This window comes from Nonomuraea sp. NPDC049695 (assembly GCF_040674955.1).
Classification (GTDB): domain Bacteria; phylum Actinomycetota; class Actinomycetes; order Streptosporangiales; family Streptosporangiaceae; genus Nonomuraea; species Nonomuraea helvata.
Window position 1 is genome coordinate 43,500 of sequence record NZ_JBFANV010000055.1, and the last position, 14,921, is coordinate 58,420.

Here is a 14,921-nt window from a genome sequence, read left to right on the forward strand (position 1 = left end):
CTCTTGCAAAAGGCACCGCCGGTCGTACAGGATCGCCGCCAGCGGCACCGAGTCCCCCGCTTGGCCCGGAAACCGCTTCTGGTTTCTTCGGGAGCCGCTCCCCTTGTTTCAGTCGGCACGAATGGTGCCGATGCTCACCCACGCCTGCATGGAGGATCAGTGCACTTAGGATCCATGACTCGAAAACTGGCGGTCGCCTGCTCGATAGGGGTGCTGGCCCTTTCCGTCGGCGCGACGCCCGCGATGGCCGGACATGACGGCTCGTGCGGTTACGCGATGGAGGACGGAGATGTCTGCCTGTATCGAGACAGCGGTTTCCAGGGCGGGATGCTCGACTTCACCCGGACCGACAAGAACTACACATCAGCCGCCGACGTCTTCTACGCGGGTCATCTGACTCCCACTACCGTCAACATCAACGACCAGGCCAGTTCGATCATCAATCAGGAGGGCTACTGCGAGTGGTGGTTCTATGAGAACGCCGAGTTCGGCGGGTCCGGTTTCGTGATGTACAACATCGACCCGACCTTCGACTCGCTCGGCGCTTACAACGACAGGCTCAGTTCGCATTACAAGTGGACCGGCTGGACGGAGTGCACGAACGGCTCGACCGGCTGACCCTTCGGCTGAATCAGCGAACAGACGGAGAGAAACAAGATGAGAGTGCCATTCAACAGAATCGCCGCCGCCGTGTCGGTCGTCGGCATGGCGCTGGCCGGCCAGATCGTGTCGACGTCGCCCGCCTCCGCCGCGGACGGATATTGCACGCCGCCGCACGAGCTGTGCGTCTACCGGCTGTACAACTACACCGACGAGCAGGCCGATTACATCGGAACCGACGGCGATTTCACCGACGACCATTTCTGGTACTGGGACGGCGACGAGATGATTATGGCGGCCGAGATCGTCGACAATCGCACGAGCTCCGCCAGGAACCTGGACACCTCATGCACGGCCGTGCTCTGGCAGTACACCGACTGGGGCGGCAGCTACCAGATCATGTATCCGCAAGTCAGTTATCCGGACCTCCGGCAGCAGGCCTTCGACAACAAGGCGAGCTCCGTTAGCTGGCAGTGTCCCTGACGGGATCGAACAGGCGGCCAGGAAAAACCGTACCGACAATAAGGTGAGGACATGACCCAGAACGTTCGCCGACGTAACAGAAGTATCACGGCAGTAGCGGCTCTTTCGATATGCGCGATCGCCGCCGGCGGTACCTACGCCTATGCGAGCACGACCGCCGCGGCCGGCCCCGCGAAATCCGCGGACATTCCCCAGCTCAAGTCGATCCAAGACGTCGCATTCCCGCTGGACGCCTACGAGGTGAGTCCCACCGACATGGCCCGGCTCACCAACGCCATGCGCTCCTCCCTGTCGGACTGTATGGGACGCTTCGGATTCACGGATTACCCGAAGGAGAAGCTGAAGGCCCAGACGCGGCCTTTCCCGAAGGACCGCCAATACCTGTTCATCGACCCGGCGAAGGTGGCCGAGTACGGCTACGCGGGCGGCCCGATGGCCGAAATTTCCGACAAGGCGCTCAACTCCGAGTCCTCCGCCAAGGCCGCCGCCAAGCCCTCGCCGGAAGAGGTGTCGGTTTACCTGGGCAAGGGACAGCAGGTGTACCGGGGCGCGCAGGTGCCCGAGGGCGGCTGTCTCGGCGAGGCGCGCAGGGCCGTGCTGAACGGTGCCGGGACCGAGGACGAGTGGGTCGTGACCCAGTTACGCGGCCAGGCGTCGGAGCAGGCGGAGAAGGATGCGCGCGTCGTCGGTGCGACACAGCGATGGAGCGCTTGCATGGCTCGCTCCGGCTACTCCTACAAGGACCCGGGTGCCGCTTGGGAGGACCCGCGCTGGAGCGATCGGCGTAATGGCGGGCCGCTCACCAGTGAGGAGAAGGCGGTCGCCACGGCGGACATGAACTGCAAGCTGGAAACCAACTACCTGGGTGCCCGGTACGTCGCCGACAAGGACGCGCAGAACACCTTGATCGCCGCCAATGTGGGCCGGCTCAACAAGTTCAAGACCGACAACGGCATCAAGCTCAAGAACGCACAGAAGATCTTGGGCGAATAGCGCGGGAATCGGGTCAAGGAACGCCCGCGTGCCGCGCGGCTGCCGGTGGGCGGCCACGCGGCACGTTGCGGTTGTTCGAGGTCAGGCGGCGCGCAGGGCATCCTTGGCGGACAGCCGGCGCGCCAGTGGCCATCTCTGTCATCGCTCATTGAGCTGTTTGAATTCAGCGGTCCAGGCGAGCGCTGAATGTTTCCTCTGCTTGGAGTATGTGTGTCCAGATCCGCATGGTTACGCACGTTTTTGGCGAGAGCGGCGGTCGCGGTTCTCCTGACATCTGCCAGTCTTCCTGGCGGCGGCGCATCAGCGACTGCGCTCGATGTCTCCAACACCGCCATCGAGGCCGCCACCCCGCTCCCTACATCCGATCGACAGCCTCCTTCACCACCCGCCGCAAGATCCGAGGGAGCCCGTATTTCTGATGTACCGGAAGCCCGCCGTCAGCAGGTGTTACCTAGCGGATGGGAGTCGTCAAAGGACGTGGCATATGCTGCGACCGGTGACTCCACTGGCTTCCACCTGCTGATCGCGGAGGCGCGGACCGGCTACCAGTGGCGAACGCTCACCACGTTGTCCGAGCCCGGGATGGACACCGATCAGTGGGTTGGCAACTCGTGCCTGACCGGCGACGGCGGTAGCGCCATAGTGGTCTACGCGCCCCGGCACTTCACCAACCGGGCCGAGCTATTCGCCCGCGGCGCCTTCGCGGCGGTCGTCGATGTGAAGACCGGCCAAGTGACGAAGCTCGACGACCAGGTGAGCCTGGCCTACTTCAACCCGGGCTGCGGCGCGGACGGGAAGGCGGTACTGACACAGGCGGCCATGGAGGGTCATACCTCCAGCCGCCTACTGATGATTGATGCTGAGGACAGGAAGGTCGCTCGGGCCACAGTGCTGGCCGGCCAGTTCACCTCGGCGGTGCCTTACGGAGAGGAGATCGTGGCGGCGTCCGGAAACGCCCTGGTCGCCGTCTCGGGCAGCGGTAAGCGGCGCGTTCTGGCTCGTACAGGTTCCCTGCCTTTCGACGTCCGTGTGGACGCCTCCGGCGGCATCGCCTACGCCGAGCAGAGCGGAGGGCAGGTTACGGTCAGTTACCTCGACGGCCTGCACGGCAAGCCGCGTACGGTGGCCAAGGGGCCGCTCGGCGGCCTGGGAGTGCAGTCGGGCGCCGGCGGGCGGCTGTTCCTCATGGGCGATGAGAGCGTCAGCGTGGCGGGGTTGCCGGCCGGGATGACCCGTGTCAACGCCCGTCCCGATGGCCAGATCTCGGCACGCGGCGAGATCGTGGTGCGCAGTGCCAGCCGACACGGACTGCGGCGGGGGGAGGAGAGCGACCCGCATGACACCGGGATCCGCGGCGTCAGCGGCGACGTTGCCGGGCCGGAGGATGTGGACATCTCCGCACGCGTCCCGGCCACCGGAGCGAGCCTGTCGTTCGAGGTGCCCCCGCGTGAACGGCTCGCCCCCCGGGGGCACACGGGCGGCACCCCGAACCGGCGGCTAATGAAGGCGTTCGCCGCGCAAAAGGGTGCCTCCGGCCTGGCAGCGGCTGCGGACAGCACGGTGGACACCGGCTACACCTGCGCGGTGCCGCGCAACGATCCCAAGATCCAGGTGTACCAGCCGCACTGGCGGCAGGTGGAATGGGCAGTTGACCAGTTGGTGCTCAAGCGTCTGACGCTGACCCGGCCGGACAACTGGAAGGGCTCAGGGCTTCCGACATGGTCACCGCAGGCGATGTTCCCAGCCGAGGACCTGCGAGGCGGCGGCCGAGTACCGACCAACATCATGCTGGGCATCCTGGCCCAGGAGTCGAACCTGTGGCAGGCACAGCGCAATGTGATGGAGGGGGAGACGGGCAACCCGATGGTCGGCAACTACTACGGGGTGGACGTCTACGATAAGGACCCCAGCAACGACTGGGCCATCGACTTCTCCAAGGCCGACTGCGGTTATGGCGTCTCCCAACAGACCGACGGAATGCGCCTGGCGGGTCACGAGCGGCCGGGCGAGACGGCCTGGCCGGCGAACACGCAGAAGGCCGTGGCCATGGACTACCTCACCAACATCGCAGCCGGGCTTCGCACCTTGACCCAGAAGTGGAACCAGATCTGGGGCGACTCCGGCGGCACGGTGCTGGCCAGCGGCGGCGACCCGTCCAAGATCGAGAGCTGGTATTTCGCGGTCTGGGCTTACAACAGTGGCTATCACCCGAAGGCCGACGTGGGTGGCCCCAATGGCGCCGACACCTGGGGGCTCGGGTGGACCAACAACCCCTCCAGCGGCCTGTGGAAGCCGGGCCGCCATCCGTTCCTGGACCACAACACCTACGCTGACGCGGCCACCCCACAGTACTGGCCCTACCAGGAGAAGGTGCTGGGCTGGGCGGCCTGGCCGATCGTCAAGACTTACTGGGACGCCGCATCCAAGACGTGGAAGGAGCAGGCGGGCTACAACCAGGCCGGATGGGCCACCGACGACTACCGTTCAGCGATCGTCCCGATCGTCAGGAACGGCACCCTGATCACGGTGGACGTCAATGCGTTCTGCACCTCCGACAACGGTTGTACTCCTGGCACCTCCTCCTCCGGGGCCGGCACCTGCCAGCGGGCCGACTTCCATTGCTGGTGGAATCTGCCCAAGGCGTGGAAGACCTGCCCATCCGCGTGCGGAGTGGAGGGGACGTTCCGGTATGACGACCCGTACTACGCCAGTCACGAACGCGAGGAGCCACAGGACTACTGGCGGACCTGCCTGACCCCAGGCCTGCCCTCAGGCGCCCTGGTCATCGACGACGTGCCCGCCTCTGCCTCTGTCCCACCGCAGATCGGATCGTGCAAGTCCACAACGGTGACTACCGCGGGGACGCTCACGTTCCAGTTCGGCCGCGACTCAGCCGGGCGCGTGCCCGCCAGGGCCGACTTCCAGCAACTCGGCAACGGGTACGGCGGGCACCAGTGGTTCGCCTTCACCCGCCGCCCCAACCAGAACGGGGCGGTCATGCAGGTGACCGGCACCTGGGCGCTCGATCGCGAGATACATGGCTGGGCCCGCGTGATCGTCCACAACCCTGAGCGCCGCGCCCAGACACAACAGGCGCCCTACACCGTGAACCTGGGAAGTGGAAAGTCCGAGACGCGATACCTGTCACAACTGACGCAGAGCAACCAATGGCGAAGCCTCGGCGTCTTCAAATTCGACGGCACACCCTCGGTCAGCCTCACCACTCTGAACGAGGAAGGCGACGGCACCGCCGCCATCACCTGGGATGCCATCGCAATTCAGCCCCTGTCGGCCAAGCCCAAGCATTTCGTCGTGGCCCTGGGCGACTCATACTCCTCCGGAGAAGGCGTCGGGAACTACGCCCATGAAACCGACCTGAGCTACAAGACGGCAGCGTGGAACGCCTGCCGCCGCAGCAATGACTCCTGGATCAGGAAGACCATCCTGCCCGGCCAGACCAAGACCATCGGGGAGCTGGCCGACAGCTTCGACCCGAACCTCGACTTCCACTTCGTGGCCTGCTCCGGCGCCATGACGATCGACATGAAACGAGTGGCTCCGCCCCATCAGGCGAACAAACTGGGATGGAGCGAATATCGCGGCGAAGCCGAGGGCAGATTCCGCGAGATCAGCCAGCTCGCCGCCGGATACCTTGACGAGAACACCTCACTGGTGACGGTCTCGATCGGCGGGAACGACGCGGGATTCCCCGACGTGGTGCTGAAATGCTACATATTGGCCTGCCAAGGCGACGACTACGAGCAAGAACTGAAAGACAACATCACCGGTGCCGTCAACAACTGGGTATACGACCTCGACCACAGCGGCGTCCAGGTGCCCTACAACGTGAAAGACACCCTCGAACGAATCAGTGACTCCGTCCAGAACGACTCCTCCACACGCGGCAAGAAAGCCAAGATCGTCCTGATGGGATATCCGAGAATCTTCGACGGACATGCCACAAGCGACCCCCTGCAGCCCTGCAGTTCCACGATCAACTTCAGTGCCGCAGAAATGGAGATGCTCAACCGCTTGTCTGATTTCATGGCCACCCAGGAGTCGTCCATGGCGGCGAGCTTGAAGACGGCCGGCAAGGAGGTGTCGTTCGCCAACCCGATATCGAAGTTCGGCATTCACGGCGCCTGTGACGACGATCCATGGATCATCCCGATCAATTTCGACAAGACTGGGGAAGGCGACTTCGACGACGTGTTCGACGGCTGCATCGCCGACGGCCGTAGGTGTGCGAGCCGTACGTCCATGCATCCGAACGCAAAGGGGATAGCAGCCTACACGCAGGCTCTCCAGGAGCACCTTGCCCCCGGCACGGGAATCAACTATACCGGTTGGTAGGCCAGTCGGCTGAAATATTGGGTGTACCGTACGAGAAGCGTGCGGTACACCCAATAGGCTGCGGAGTCGACCTAGGATGACGACATGACCGAGAAAAAGCCGAACCGGCGTTACGCGATTACGCTGTTCGTGTTCCTTGCCGTCGTCCTCGGAGTAATATTCGGTCCCAAATTATTGTATGGTGCGGTCTTGGAGTCGCATATAGAGGGGAAATCTGAGTCCGCACTTAAGAGGTATGCCGAGCAGGTCGGACAACGGCTTCGTGAAAATCCGGCAGGAGATTCCTGGCGTAGCGTTACAGGAGCTGGCGTTCTCAAAGCCCGCCGACCGGATACGAGTACCCTTGTCATTTCGACAGACGTCACCGTAGTGGCAGACCTCTTCTTCGGCAATAGCTTGGTGGTGCGATGCTACGACATCACCTTCACCGACATCGGAACCCCTCACCAGCGATACGATCTGGACAAGATCTCCGGATGCGAGCCGGAACGACGCGGCCCGGCCATGACGAGCCCGCCGTGACCTGCCGCCGCTGTCCGCCGCCCCGTCTTCACGGATGCCCACCATGAATGGTCGCTCACGTGCTGTGCAAGCGGCGTTGAAGATCGTGCTCGAGCCGGTCTTCGAGGCTGACATGGCTGAGTGTTCTTTCGGGTTCCGGCCCAAGCGTTCGGCTCATGACGCGTTGCAGGTGCTCATCGATGAGCAGCAGCGGGGACGCCGCTGGGTGGTCGAGACGGACATCGCCGACTGCTTTTCGGCGATTCCGCAGGAGAAGTTGATGCAGCGATCCAGGAACGGGTCTGCGACCAGTCCGTGCTGTCCCTGCTGCGGCAGGTCCTGCGCAGCGGGGTGATGGTCGAGGACGGGCAGGTCCGGCGTGAGGTCACCTGAACACCGCAGGGCGGCGTGATCTCGCCGTTGCTGTGCAACATCTACTTGCACCGGCTCGACCGAGCCTGGGATCAGGCGGATGGGGTGCTGGTGCGCTTCGCCGACGACTTGGTGGCGATGTGCTGGTCGCGTAGCCAAGCCGAACGAGCGCTGGCTCGTTCGGTGGAGTTGTTGGCCGAACTCGGCCTGGAGCCGAAGGCGGCCAAGACCCGTATCGTGCACCTGGAGCTTGGTGGTGACGGCTTCTATTTTTTGGGCTTTCACCATCGGCTGGTGCGCTCGCGGGGTGATCGGAGCAAACCTCGGGTGGTGTTCCTGGCGCGCTGGCCCGCGGACAGGGCGATGCGGCATGCGCGCGACCGGATCTGGGAGATTACCGCCCGGCGCTGGATGCTGTTGTCGCCGGAGGCGATCGTGCAGGACCTTAACAGCTTCCTGCGTGGCTGGGCCGGATACTTTCGTTACGGGCATTCGGGGCTCAGCGCCTCAGCAAGATCAGACGATACGCGCAGTGGCGGTTGGCGCACTTCATTCGAAGACGCCATCGCCGCAGCATGGCGTTCGGCTGGTGGGTGCTGACCCGCGCCCGCCCGGTCGATCTCGGGCTGATCAGCTTGTACGGAATCACGGTTGCGCGCAGGGCGGGCAAGCCCTGGCGGGACAAGCCGAATGCCGCCGGTGAACGACGTCGGTGAGCCGTGTGCGGGAGAACCGCATGCACGGTTCGACGGGCGGGAGCTGGAAACGGAGCGATCAGCCTGACCATGGTCATCGGGGAGAGCACAGCCGACCGGGAAACCGGCGGAAGACAGGCCCCGAGCCCTACCGCCAGGAGACGCCACCGCGCCAGCTCCCGACCCTACATCGTCAGGCAGCCTGGCCAATGCGGTGATTTTGAAGAACGGCGATGGCCTTGCAGAGGTGGCCGGCCTTGCCGGGGCTGCAGCATAGCTTGCGCAGGATCTTCCGGCTCTTCAGCTGGGCGTTTGCACGTTCGCCCGAGTCCGCGGAGCTTGGCGTGAGAGCGGTTGGCTCGTTTCTGGGACTCAGGCATGTTCTTGCCCTTGTACGGGGTGGCGACTGTGCCTTCGGCTCCTTGATAGGCCTTGTCGGCCAGGGTGATGATCCCGGCCTTGTCCAGTGCGCCCAGGATGCCCCAGATGCGGGCGGCGCTGAGGTCGTGGGTCTTGCCCGGCAGCGCGCCCGAGGTCCACAGGATCGTCCCGTCCGGTGAGGCGATGACCTGGACGTTCATCCCGTGCACCCGGTGCTTGCCGGAGAAGTACGGCCGGTCGGCGGCGATCCGGTCGGTGCGGATCAGCGTGCCGTCCAGCACCAGGTAGTGCAGCCCATCGCGCTGGGCCTTGCGCAGCGCCTGGCCGAGCCATCGTGGCTGAATTTGACGCGGTACAAGGCGCCGGATTATGGCGTATACGGTGGACATGATCACGAAATATGATCCCAGGCGACCCGGACCGGCCGCTCGGCGCCCCTCAGCCCTTGCGAGCTCCGGAGGGAGGTTCCGCGCTGGAAGTGATTCGAGTCCTTGAGCCCCACCCGCCCGTCGAGCCGTCGTCGATCGGAGCCAGCCGCCCACTTTCAAGATCGTAGAGATGGCCGAAGTCGAGTGACCATGACAGGGATTCTGAGGGCTTCGACTTCTATGGAGAATTCGAGATGGCGATGGCGGTCAGCACGAAACCGTTCCGCACCGACCATCGGCCTTCGAACTCCGCGGGTGCGGTGGGGACCTGCCGGAGCAACCGTACCGTGAAGGTCGAGTCCCGGTGAAAGGTGATATCAGCGTCGCTGAAGAGCAGTTTGACGTGGCTCACCGGATACCACGCCTTGAATATGCTTTCCTTCGCGCTGAACAGCAAGCGGTCCCAGTGAATGCCGTCCCGCGTTCCGAGGCCGGCGAGGCGCCGCTCCTCGGCGGGTAGCGCGATCGCTTCAAGAACTCCGCCGGGCAGCGGGGCGTGCGGTTCCGCGTCGATCCCCAACGTGCGAAAGTCCCGGGTCCGGGCGACGGCCGCGGCGTAGTAGCCCGCGCAGTGGGTCATGCTTCCGACGATGCCGCCCGGCCACAGCGGCTCGCCGCGCGGCCCGGGGAGCAGGGCGACGGGTCCCAGGCCCAGGCGCGCCATGGCCTGGCGGGCGCACCGGCGTACGGCGGAGAATTCCCGGCGCCGCTTCGGCACCGCGTTCCGCACGATCTCCGCCTCTTCCGGGAACAGCACATCCGGGGGGACTTCGTCGCTCTGCGTGCTCACGCAGGACACCAGGTCCGGCAGGATGCCCTCGATCATGCGGCCCCCGCTCCGGCGGATGGCAGGATCTGCCGCAGCAGGCCGAAGGGATGTCCGCGTCGCCGCCATTCACGCGGGTAGCCGATCGAGACCTCTTCGAACCGTACGCCGTCGTGCCAGGTCGTCCGAGGAATGTGGAGGTGGCCGTAGACGACGGCCTCCGGTCGGAAGCGGACATGCCAGCGGGCGGTCAGCTCGGTGCCGCACCACTGGGCGAACTGCGGCCGCCACAGGGCTTTCGTGGGGTCGGGCAGCAGGGGCCAGTGCCCGGCGACCACCAGGGGTACCGCCGGGTCGTGCTCGGCGAGCCGCCGCTCGGTCTCGGCGACCCTCGCAGAGCACCATTCCTCGATCGACGGATAGGGGTCGGGGTGCAGCAGGAATTCGTCCGTGCAGACGACCCCGGCCTCATAGGCCAGGTGCAACGACTGCTTCTTGCTCATCGACCGCGGCTGCCGGAACGTGTAGTCGTACAGCGTGAAGATGGGCGCGACCGCGACAGGCCCTCCGGGCCCCTGCCACGTCAGGAACGGGTCCTCCGGTGTGACGACCCCCAGGTCCCGGCAGAGCTCCACCAGGAAGCGGTAGCGGGCCTCGCCGCGCAGTTGGACCGGGTCCTCGCGTGGAGTCCAGAGCTCGTGATTGCCAGGTGTCCAGATCACCCGCTCGAACCGTTCCGCGAGCAGCCGGAGCGCCCACGCCACGTCGTCGCTCCGCTCGGCCACATCGCCCGCGACGATGAGCCAGTCCGCCGCGGTCTCTGGCCGCAGGGATTCGACGATGCGCCGGTTGTCGGCCATGCCGGCGTGGAGGTCGCTGGCCGCGAGGAGGCGACCGTGTGCTCTGGTCATCAGGCGGTGTCCCTGTCCGGCTCCTTGAAGGCGCCGCTCCGCTCGGTCAGGGAGCCGATCGCCTCGGCCATGGTCAGGTCGTCCGGGGCGGAGGAGAGTATTCGGTCGTGCGCGGAGGGCGGACGTCGGCGCCGTCGTGGTGGAACGATTTGCACCATTGATTGAAAGAGCCTGTGGAGCCCGTCAATCCTGACCCCAATCTCGAAAGTCTTACCTAGGGCACCGTACTGGACATGACGCGCACACAGAACCCCTGATCGGTAATCCGGCGACCCCTTGACTGGAGCGGTCACCCCGATGTCGACCCCTATTTCTGGGGACCCTGCTGTTCGCGGCCCCTGCTTCCTTTTCGAAGGGACGGGGGTGTTCTGTGAAGAGCGCATAATTCCGTGCTACAAGGATTGATTAAGCTCTGTGTGCATTCGGTGGGCGCCTATCTGCCCGTGATCGTGGGCCGGGTGAGAACAATGGAGGAAAGGGCTCTGGGAGGCCTTCCGGGAGGAGATCGGCGCCCCCGGCGCCTCCGGCGACGGCAGCAGGCGGCAGCAGGCGGCAGGCACGGCGCACTCCACCACTGGGACGAGTTCACCGAATGGCGTTCGATCACGACTCGAAACACAGCGGTATCTCCGGCGTTCTGAGCTACTCCGGGACCTTTCGAAGGTGATGAGATGACAGCTGTCCAGATAAACGCTTCATTCCCTCCCGAGCTGGATGCGCCCGAAGAGTGGGACGTGGCCGAGAGCGAGCCGGAACCGGACGCGCGAGCCGCCGTCCGCGCCCTCCGGGAACGGCGTGAGCAGGCCCGGCGCGGCCCGAGCGACCGGGCTACCGAACAGCAGCGCGCGCGGGGCAAGCTGACCGTCCGTGAGCGCATCGCTCTGCTCTTCGACGAAGGCGAGTTCACCGAGATCGACGGGCTGCGACGGCACCGGGCCAGCGGCTTCGGCCTCGAAGATCGCCGTCCCTATACGGACGGGGTCGTGACAGGATGGGGGCCGGTGCACGGGCGCACGGTTTTCGTCTACGCGCACGACTTCAGGATCTTCGGCGGTGCGCTGGGCGAGGCGCACGCGGCGAAGATCCACAAGCTGATGGATCTGGCCGAGGCCGCAGGCGCCCCGATCGTCGGGCTGTGTGACGGTGCGGGGGCCCGCATCCAGGAGGGTGTCTCCGCGCTCGCCGGGTATGGCGGGATCTTCCAGCGCAACGTCCGCAACTCCGGGGTCATCCCGCAGATCAGCGTCATGCTCGGCCCCTGCGCCGGCGGCGCCGCCTATTCTCCCGCGCTGACCGACTTCGTCTTCATGATCCGCAACACCTCGCAGATGTTCATCACCGGGCCCGACGTGATCCAGTCTGTCACCGGCGAGACCATCAGCCACGACGACCTCGGCGGCGCCGACGTGCACGCCACAACCTCGGGCGTCGCGGCCTTCGTCCACGACGACGAGGCCGAGTGCCTGGAGGAGGTTCGCTACCTCCTCTCGCTGCTGCCGTCGAACAACCGCGAGCAGCCCCCTGCGCTGCCGCCCGGCGATCCGGCGGACCGCCCCACCGACCGGCTCCTCGACCTCGTCCCCGCTGATCCCCGCCGCTCCTACGACATGCGCCACGTGATCGAGGAGATCGTGGACGACGGCGACTTCACCGAGGTGCACGAGCGGTGGGCGGAGAACCTCATCTGCGGCCTGGCCCGGCTCGGTGGCCAGGTGACCGGGATCGTCGCCAACCAGCCGGCCAGGCTCGCCGGAGTCCTCGATATCGAGGCCAGCGAGAAGGGCGCGCGGTTCGTAACGATGTGCGACGCGTTCAACATCCCGCTGGTGACGCTCGTCGACGTGCCAGGGTTCCTGCCCGGGGTGGACCAGGAACACGGCGGGATCATCCGGCACGGCGCGAAGCTGCTGTACGCCTACTGCAACGCGACCGTGCCCCGGATCCAGGTGATCCTGCGCAAGGCGTACGGCGGCGCGTACATCGTCATGGACTCCCGGTCGGTCGGGGCGGACCTGTCCTTCGCCTGGCCGACCAACGAGATCGCGGTGATGGGCGCGGAGAGCGCCGCCAACGTCATCTTCCGGCGGGAGATCGCGGCCGCGGAGGACCCGGAGCGGACGCGTCGGCAGCGGATCGCCGAGTACCGGGAGCAGCTCATGCACCCCTACTACGCCGCCGAACGGGGCCTCGTGGACGACGTCATCGAGCCGGGCGAGACCCGGGCCCGGCTCATCGGGGCCCTGTCCATGCTCAGTGCCAAGAACGCTTCCCTGCCCAGCCGCAAGCACGGGAACCAGCCGCAGTGAACCAATCACCCGACGAGCCCCCGACGATCCAGGTCGTCCGGGGGAATCCGGACCCCTACGAATTGGCCGCGCTCACCGTCGTGCTCGCCACGGCGCTGGCCGCCGGCGCTCCCGAGGCCGGCGACCGGCCTGTCACTGTGCCCAGCCGATGGGCCGCGCCGCTCCTCTCGGTCCCCACCTGCTCATGGGCGGCCCGGCCCCATCCCGCGTGGCGACCGCTCTTTTGAGCATGGCCGCCACATCGCACAGAGCATGACAGAAAGGAGGCTGCGGTGGCGTTGCGCAAGGTTCTCGTCGCCAACCGCGGCGAGATCGCCGTCCGGGTGATCCGAGCCTGCCACGACGCCGGGATCAGAAGCGTCGCTGTGTACGCCGAACCAGATCGCGACGCCGTTCACGTCCGAGCGGCCGACGAGGCGTTCGCACTGGGAGGCGACACTCCGGCGGCCAGCTACCTGGACACCGCCAAGGTGCTCCGGGCCGCTGCCGACTCCGGCGCCGACGCGGTCCACCCGGGTTACGGATTCCTCTCCCAGAACGGAGACTTCGCCCAGGCAGTACTGGACTCCGGGCTGGTCTGGATCGGGCCGCCACCGCAGGCGATCCGCGACCTGGGCGACAGGGTCGCGGCCCGCCGGATCGCCGAGCAGGCCGGGATCCCGCTGATCGACGGCACCCCCGGTCCGGTGGCCGACGTCGCGGAGGTGATGGCGTTCGCCGAGCGGCACGGGCTGCCCATCGCCATCAAGGCCGCGTTCGGCGGCGGTGGGCGCGGTCTGAAGGTGGCGCGGACCATGGAGGAGGTGCCTGCGCTCTTCGAGTCCGCCATGCGGGAGGCCGTTGCCGCCGTCGGGCGGGGTGAATGCTTCGTGGAGCGCTACCTCGACCGGGCGCGGCACGTGGAGACGCAGTGCCTGGCCGACGTTCACGGCAACGTCGTCGTGGTCTCCACGCGCGACTGTTCCCTCCAACGGCGTCACCAGAAGCTCGTCGAGGAGGCTCCGGCTCCTTTTCTGAGAACGGAGCAGATCCGGCAACTGTACGACGCGTCGAAGGCCATCCTCCGGGAAGCCGGGTACGTCGGCGCGGGGACCGTGGAGTTCCTTGTCAGCGCGGACGGGACGACCTCGTTCCTGGAGGTCGACACCCAGCTCCAGGTGGAACACCCGGTCACCGAGGAGGTGACCGGCATCGACCTCGTGCTCGAGCAGCTGCGCCTCGCCGATGGCGAGGCCCTCGGCTACGACGATCCCGAGGCGCGCGGGCACTCTCTCTCGTTCCGCATCAACGGAGGGGACCCCGGTCGGGGCTTCCTTCCGGCTTCCGGCGTGGTGACCGCCTTTGTCCCGCCGTCGGGCCCGGGAGTACGGCTGGACTCCGGGGTGGAGAGCGGCAGCGTGATCAGCCCGGCCTGGGATCCGCTCCTGGCCAAGCTGATCATCACCGGCGCCACCCGCGAGCAGGCGCTGCGGCGCGCGGCCAGGGCGCTGGCTGAGTTCCGGGTCGAGGGGATGGCCACCACGCTTCCCTTCCATCGGGCCGTGGTGGCGGAGCCGGCCTTCGCCCCGGAGCTGAAGGGCTCGGTGGAACCCTTCTCCGTCCACACCCGGTGGATCGAGACCGCGTTCGTCAATACCATCCCGCCGTTCGCCGGCCCGGAGTCGGGCTCCGCCGGCCAGGGCGAACGGGGGACCGTCGTGGTGGAGGTGGACGGGCGCCGCCTGGTGGTCTCAGTGCCGGCCGGCCTCGGTCTCCGCCCGGCGCGAACTGCGCGACCAGCCACCGTACGGTCCAGCCGGCGGGACCTCAGGAAGGCCGCGACGGCAGAGTCCGGCGAGACGCTCGTCGCGCCGATGCAGGGCACGGTCGTGCAGATCGCTGTGGAGGAGGGCCAGTTCGTCCAGGAGGGTGACCTCGTGGTCGTCCTGGAGGCGATGAAGATGGAGCAGCCGCTCACCGCGCACAGGACCGGCACGGTTCGCGACCTCGCCGTCGAGGTCGGGGCTTCGGTCGGGACGGGCTTCGCCGTCTGCACCATTCCCGGGGGAGCCGACGTTGCCAGGCCGGCATGACAAGCGCGGGCGCGTGGCCTACGTGACCTTCGAGCGCCTTCAGCATGGGGCAGGACCGCA

General features: G+C 66.4%; 13 protein-coding genes and 2 pseudogenes. 11 read left to right on the forward strand and 4 right to left on the reverse strand.

Annotation, left to right across the window (positions count from 1 at the left end; genetic code table 11):
* Positions 1-174 precede the first annotated feature (174 nt).
* The 8 genes and pseudogenes from AB0J64_RS36270 (at position 175) to AB0J64_RS36305 (ending at position 7,902) form a co-directional block, all read left to right on the forward strand.
* Positions 175-618 carry a peptidase inhibitor family I36 protein gene (locus AB0J64_RS36270; RefSeq protein ID WP_364037502.1) on the forward strand — a complete coding sequence of 148 codons (444 nt, stop codon included), beginning with the start codon at positions 175-177 and terminating at the stop codon, positions 616-618.
* A 72-nt stretch (positions 619-690) separates the two neighbouring features.
* Complete coding sequence (locus AB0J64_RS36275; RefSeq protein ID WP_364037505.1) at positions 691-1,083, forward strand: hypothetical protein; 393 nt, start codon at positions 691-693, stop codon at positions 1,081-1,083.
* A gap of 51 nt (positions 1,084-1,134) precedes the next feature.
* Positions 1,135-2,076, forward strand: coding sequence for a hypothetical protein (locus AB0J64_RS36280; protein WP_364037508.1), 942 nt, complete (start codon positions 1,135-1,137; stop codon positions 2,074-2,076).
* Positions 2,077-2,553: 477 nt separating this feature from the next.
* Positions 2,554-6,429, forward strand: coding sequence for an SGNH/GDSL hydrolase family protein (locus tag AB0J64_RS36285; protein WP_364037511.1), 3,876 nt, complete (start codon positions 2,554-2,556; stop codon positions 6,427-6,429).
* Between the two features lie 84 nt (positions 6,430-6,513).
* The gene (locus AB0J64_RS36290) at positions 6,514-6,951 is read left to right on the forward strand and encodes a hypothetical protein (RefSeq protein ID WP_364037514.1); all 438 of its coding nucleotides are present in this window, start codon (positions 6,514-6,516) and stop codon (positions 6,949-6,951) included.
* A 34-nt stretch (positions 6,952-6,985) separates the two neighbouring features.
* On the forward strand, positions 6,986-7,285 hold the full coding sequence (locus AB0J64_RS36295; RefSeq protein ID WP_364037517.1) for a reverse transcriptase domain-containing protein: 300 nt from the start codon (positions 6,986-6,988) through the stop codon (positions 7,283-7,285).
* Positions 7,286-7,335: 50 nt separating this feature from the next.
* Positions 7,336-7,575, forward strand: a pseudogene (locus tag AB0J64_RS36300) (reverse transcriptase domain-containing protein); the annotation flags it as partial.
* Positions 7,576-7,713: 138 nt separating this feature from the next.
* A complete protein-coding gene (locus tag AB0J64_RS36305) occupies positions 7,714-7,902 on the forward strand; it encodes a group II intron maturase-specific domain-containing protein (protein WP_364037580.1) in 189 nt (62 codons plus the stop codon).
* Between the two features lie 288 nt (positions 7,903-8,190).
* Here AB0J64_RS36305 and AB0J64_RS36310 read toward each other — a convergent pair.
* From AB0J64_RS36310 to AB0J64_RS36325, 4 genes and pseudogenes are all read right to left on the reverse strand, one after another.
* Positions 8,191-8,665 (reverse strand): annotated as a pseudogene (locus AB0J64_RS36310) (transposase family protein); the annotation flags it as partial.
* A gap of 319 nt (positions 8,666-8,984) precedes the next feature.
* On the reverse strand, positions 8,985-9,632 hold the full coding sequence (locus tag AB0J64_RS36315) for a 4'-phosphopantetheinyl transferase superfamily protein (RefSeq protein ID WP_364037520.1): 648 nt from the start codon (positions 9,630-9,632) through the stop codon (positions 8,985-8,987).
* Positions 9,629-10,483: a metallophosphoesterase gene (locus tag AB0J64_RS36320; protein WP_364037523.1), complete on the reverse strand. Its 855-nt coding sequence runs from the start codon at positions 10,481-10,483 to the stop codon at positions 9,629-9,631. The genes AB0J64_RS36315 and AB0J64_RS36320 overlap by 4 nt, the downstream gene beginning before the upstream one ends.
* Positions 10,483-10,641, reverse strand: a complete 159-nt coding sequence (locus AB0J64_RS36325; RefSeq protein WP_364037526.1) for a hypothetical protein — start codon at positions 10,639-10,641, stop codon at positions 10,483-10,485. Before AB0J64_RS36325 ends, AB0J64_RS36320 begins: the two co-directional genes overlap by 1 nt.
* A gap of 513 nt (positions 10,642-11,154) precedes the next feature.
* Between AB0J64_RS36325 and AB0J64_RS36330 the strand changes: the two genes are divergently transcribed.
* The 3 genes from AB0J64_RS36330 to AB0J64_RS36340 are packed head-to-tail and all read left to right on the forward strand — an operon-like array spanning position 11,155 to position 14,861.
* Positions 11,155-12,789 (forward strand): acyl-CoA carboxylase subunit beta, encoded by a 1,635-nt coding sequence (locus AB0J64_RS36330; RefSeq protein ID WP_364037529.1) that lies wholly within the window; start codon positions 11,155-11,157, stop codon positions 12,787-12,789.
* Positions 12,786-13,016, forward strand: a complete 231-nt coding sequence (locus AB0J64_RS36335; protein WP_364037532.1) for an acyl-CoA carboxylase subunit epsilon — start codon at positions 12,786-12,788, stop codon at positions 13,014-13,016. The genes AB0J64_RS36330 and AB0J64_RS36335 overlap by 4 nt, the downstream gene beginning before the upstream one ends.
* A gap of 51 nt (positions 13,017-13,067) precedes the next feature.
* Entirely contained in the window at positions 13,068-14,861 is a 1,794-nt protein-coding gene (locus AB0J64_RS36340) for a biotin carboxylase N-terminal domain-containing protein (protein WP_364037583.1), read from the forward strand.
* The last annotated feature ends 60 nt before the right edge of the window (positions 14,862-14,921 follow it).

Excerpts from the sequence above, each read along its gene's own strand:
- AB0J64_RS36280 (WP_364037508.1), top strand. The coding sequence starts at position 1,135 with ATGACCCAGAACGTTCGCCGACGTAACAGAAGTATCACGGCAGTAGCG.
- AB0J64_RS36295 (WP_364037517.1), top strand. The coding sequence starts at position 6,986 with ATGCCCACCATGAATGGTCGCTCACGTGCTGTGCAAGCGGCGTTGAAG.
- AB0J64_RS36330 (WP_364037529.1), top strand. The coding sequence starts at position 11,155 with ATGACAGCTGTCCAGATAAACGCTTCATTCCCTCCCGAGCTGGATGCG.
- AB0J64_RS36325 (WP_364037526.1), bottom strand. The coding sequence starts at position 10,641 with ATGGTGCAAATCGTTCCACCACGACGGCGCCGACGTCCGCCCTCCGCG.
- AB0J64_RS36305 (WP_364037580.1), top strand. The coding sequence starts at position 7,714 with ATGCTGTTGTCGCCGGAGGCGATCGTGCAGGACCTTAACAGCTTCCTG.
- AB0J64_RS36270 (WP_364037502.1), top strand. The coding sequence starts at position 175 with ATGACTCGAAAACTGGCGGTCGCCTGCTCGATAGGGGTGCTGGCCCTT.
- AB0J64_RS36320 (WP_364037523.1), bottom strand. The coding sequence starts at position 10,483 with ATGACCAGAGCACACGGTCGCCTCCTCGCGGCCAGCGACCTCCACGCC.
- AB0J64_RS36315 (WP_364037520.1), bottom strand. The coding sequence starts at position 9,632 with ATGATCGAGGGCATCCTGCCGGACCTGGTGTCCTGCGTGAGCACGCAG.
- AB0J64_RS36290 (WP_364037514.1), top strand. The coding sequence starts at position 6,514 with ATGACCGAGAAAAAGCCGAACCGGCGTTACGCGATTACGCTGTTCGTG.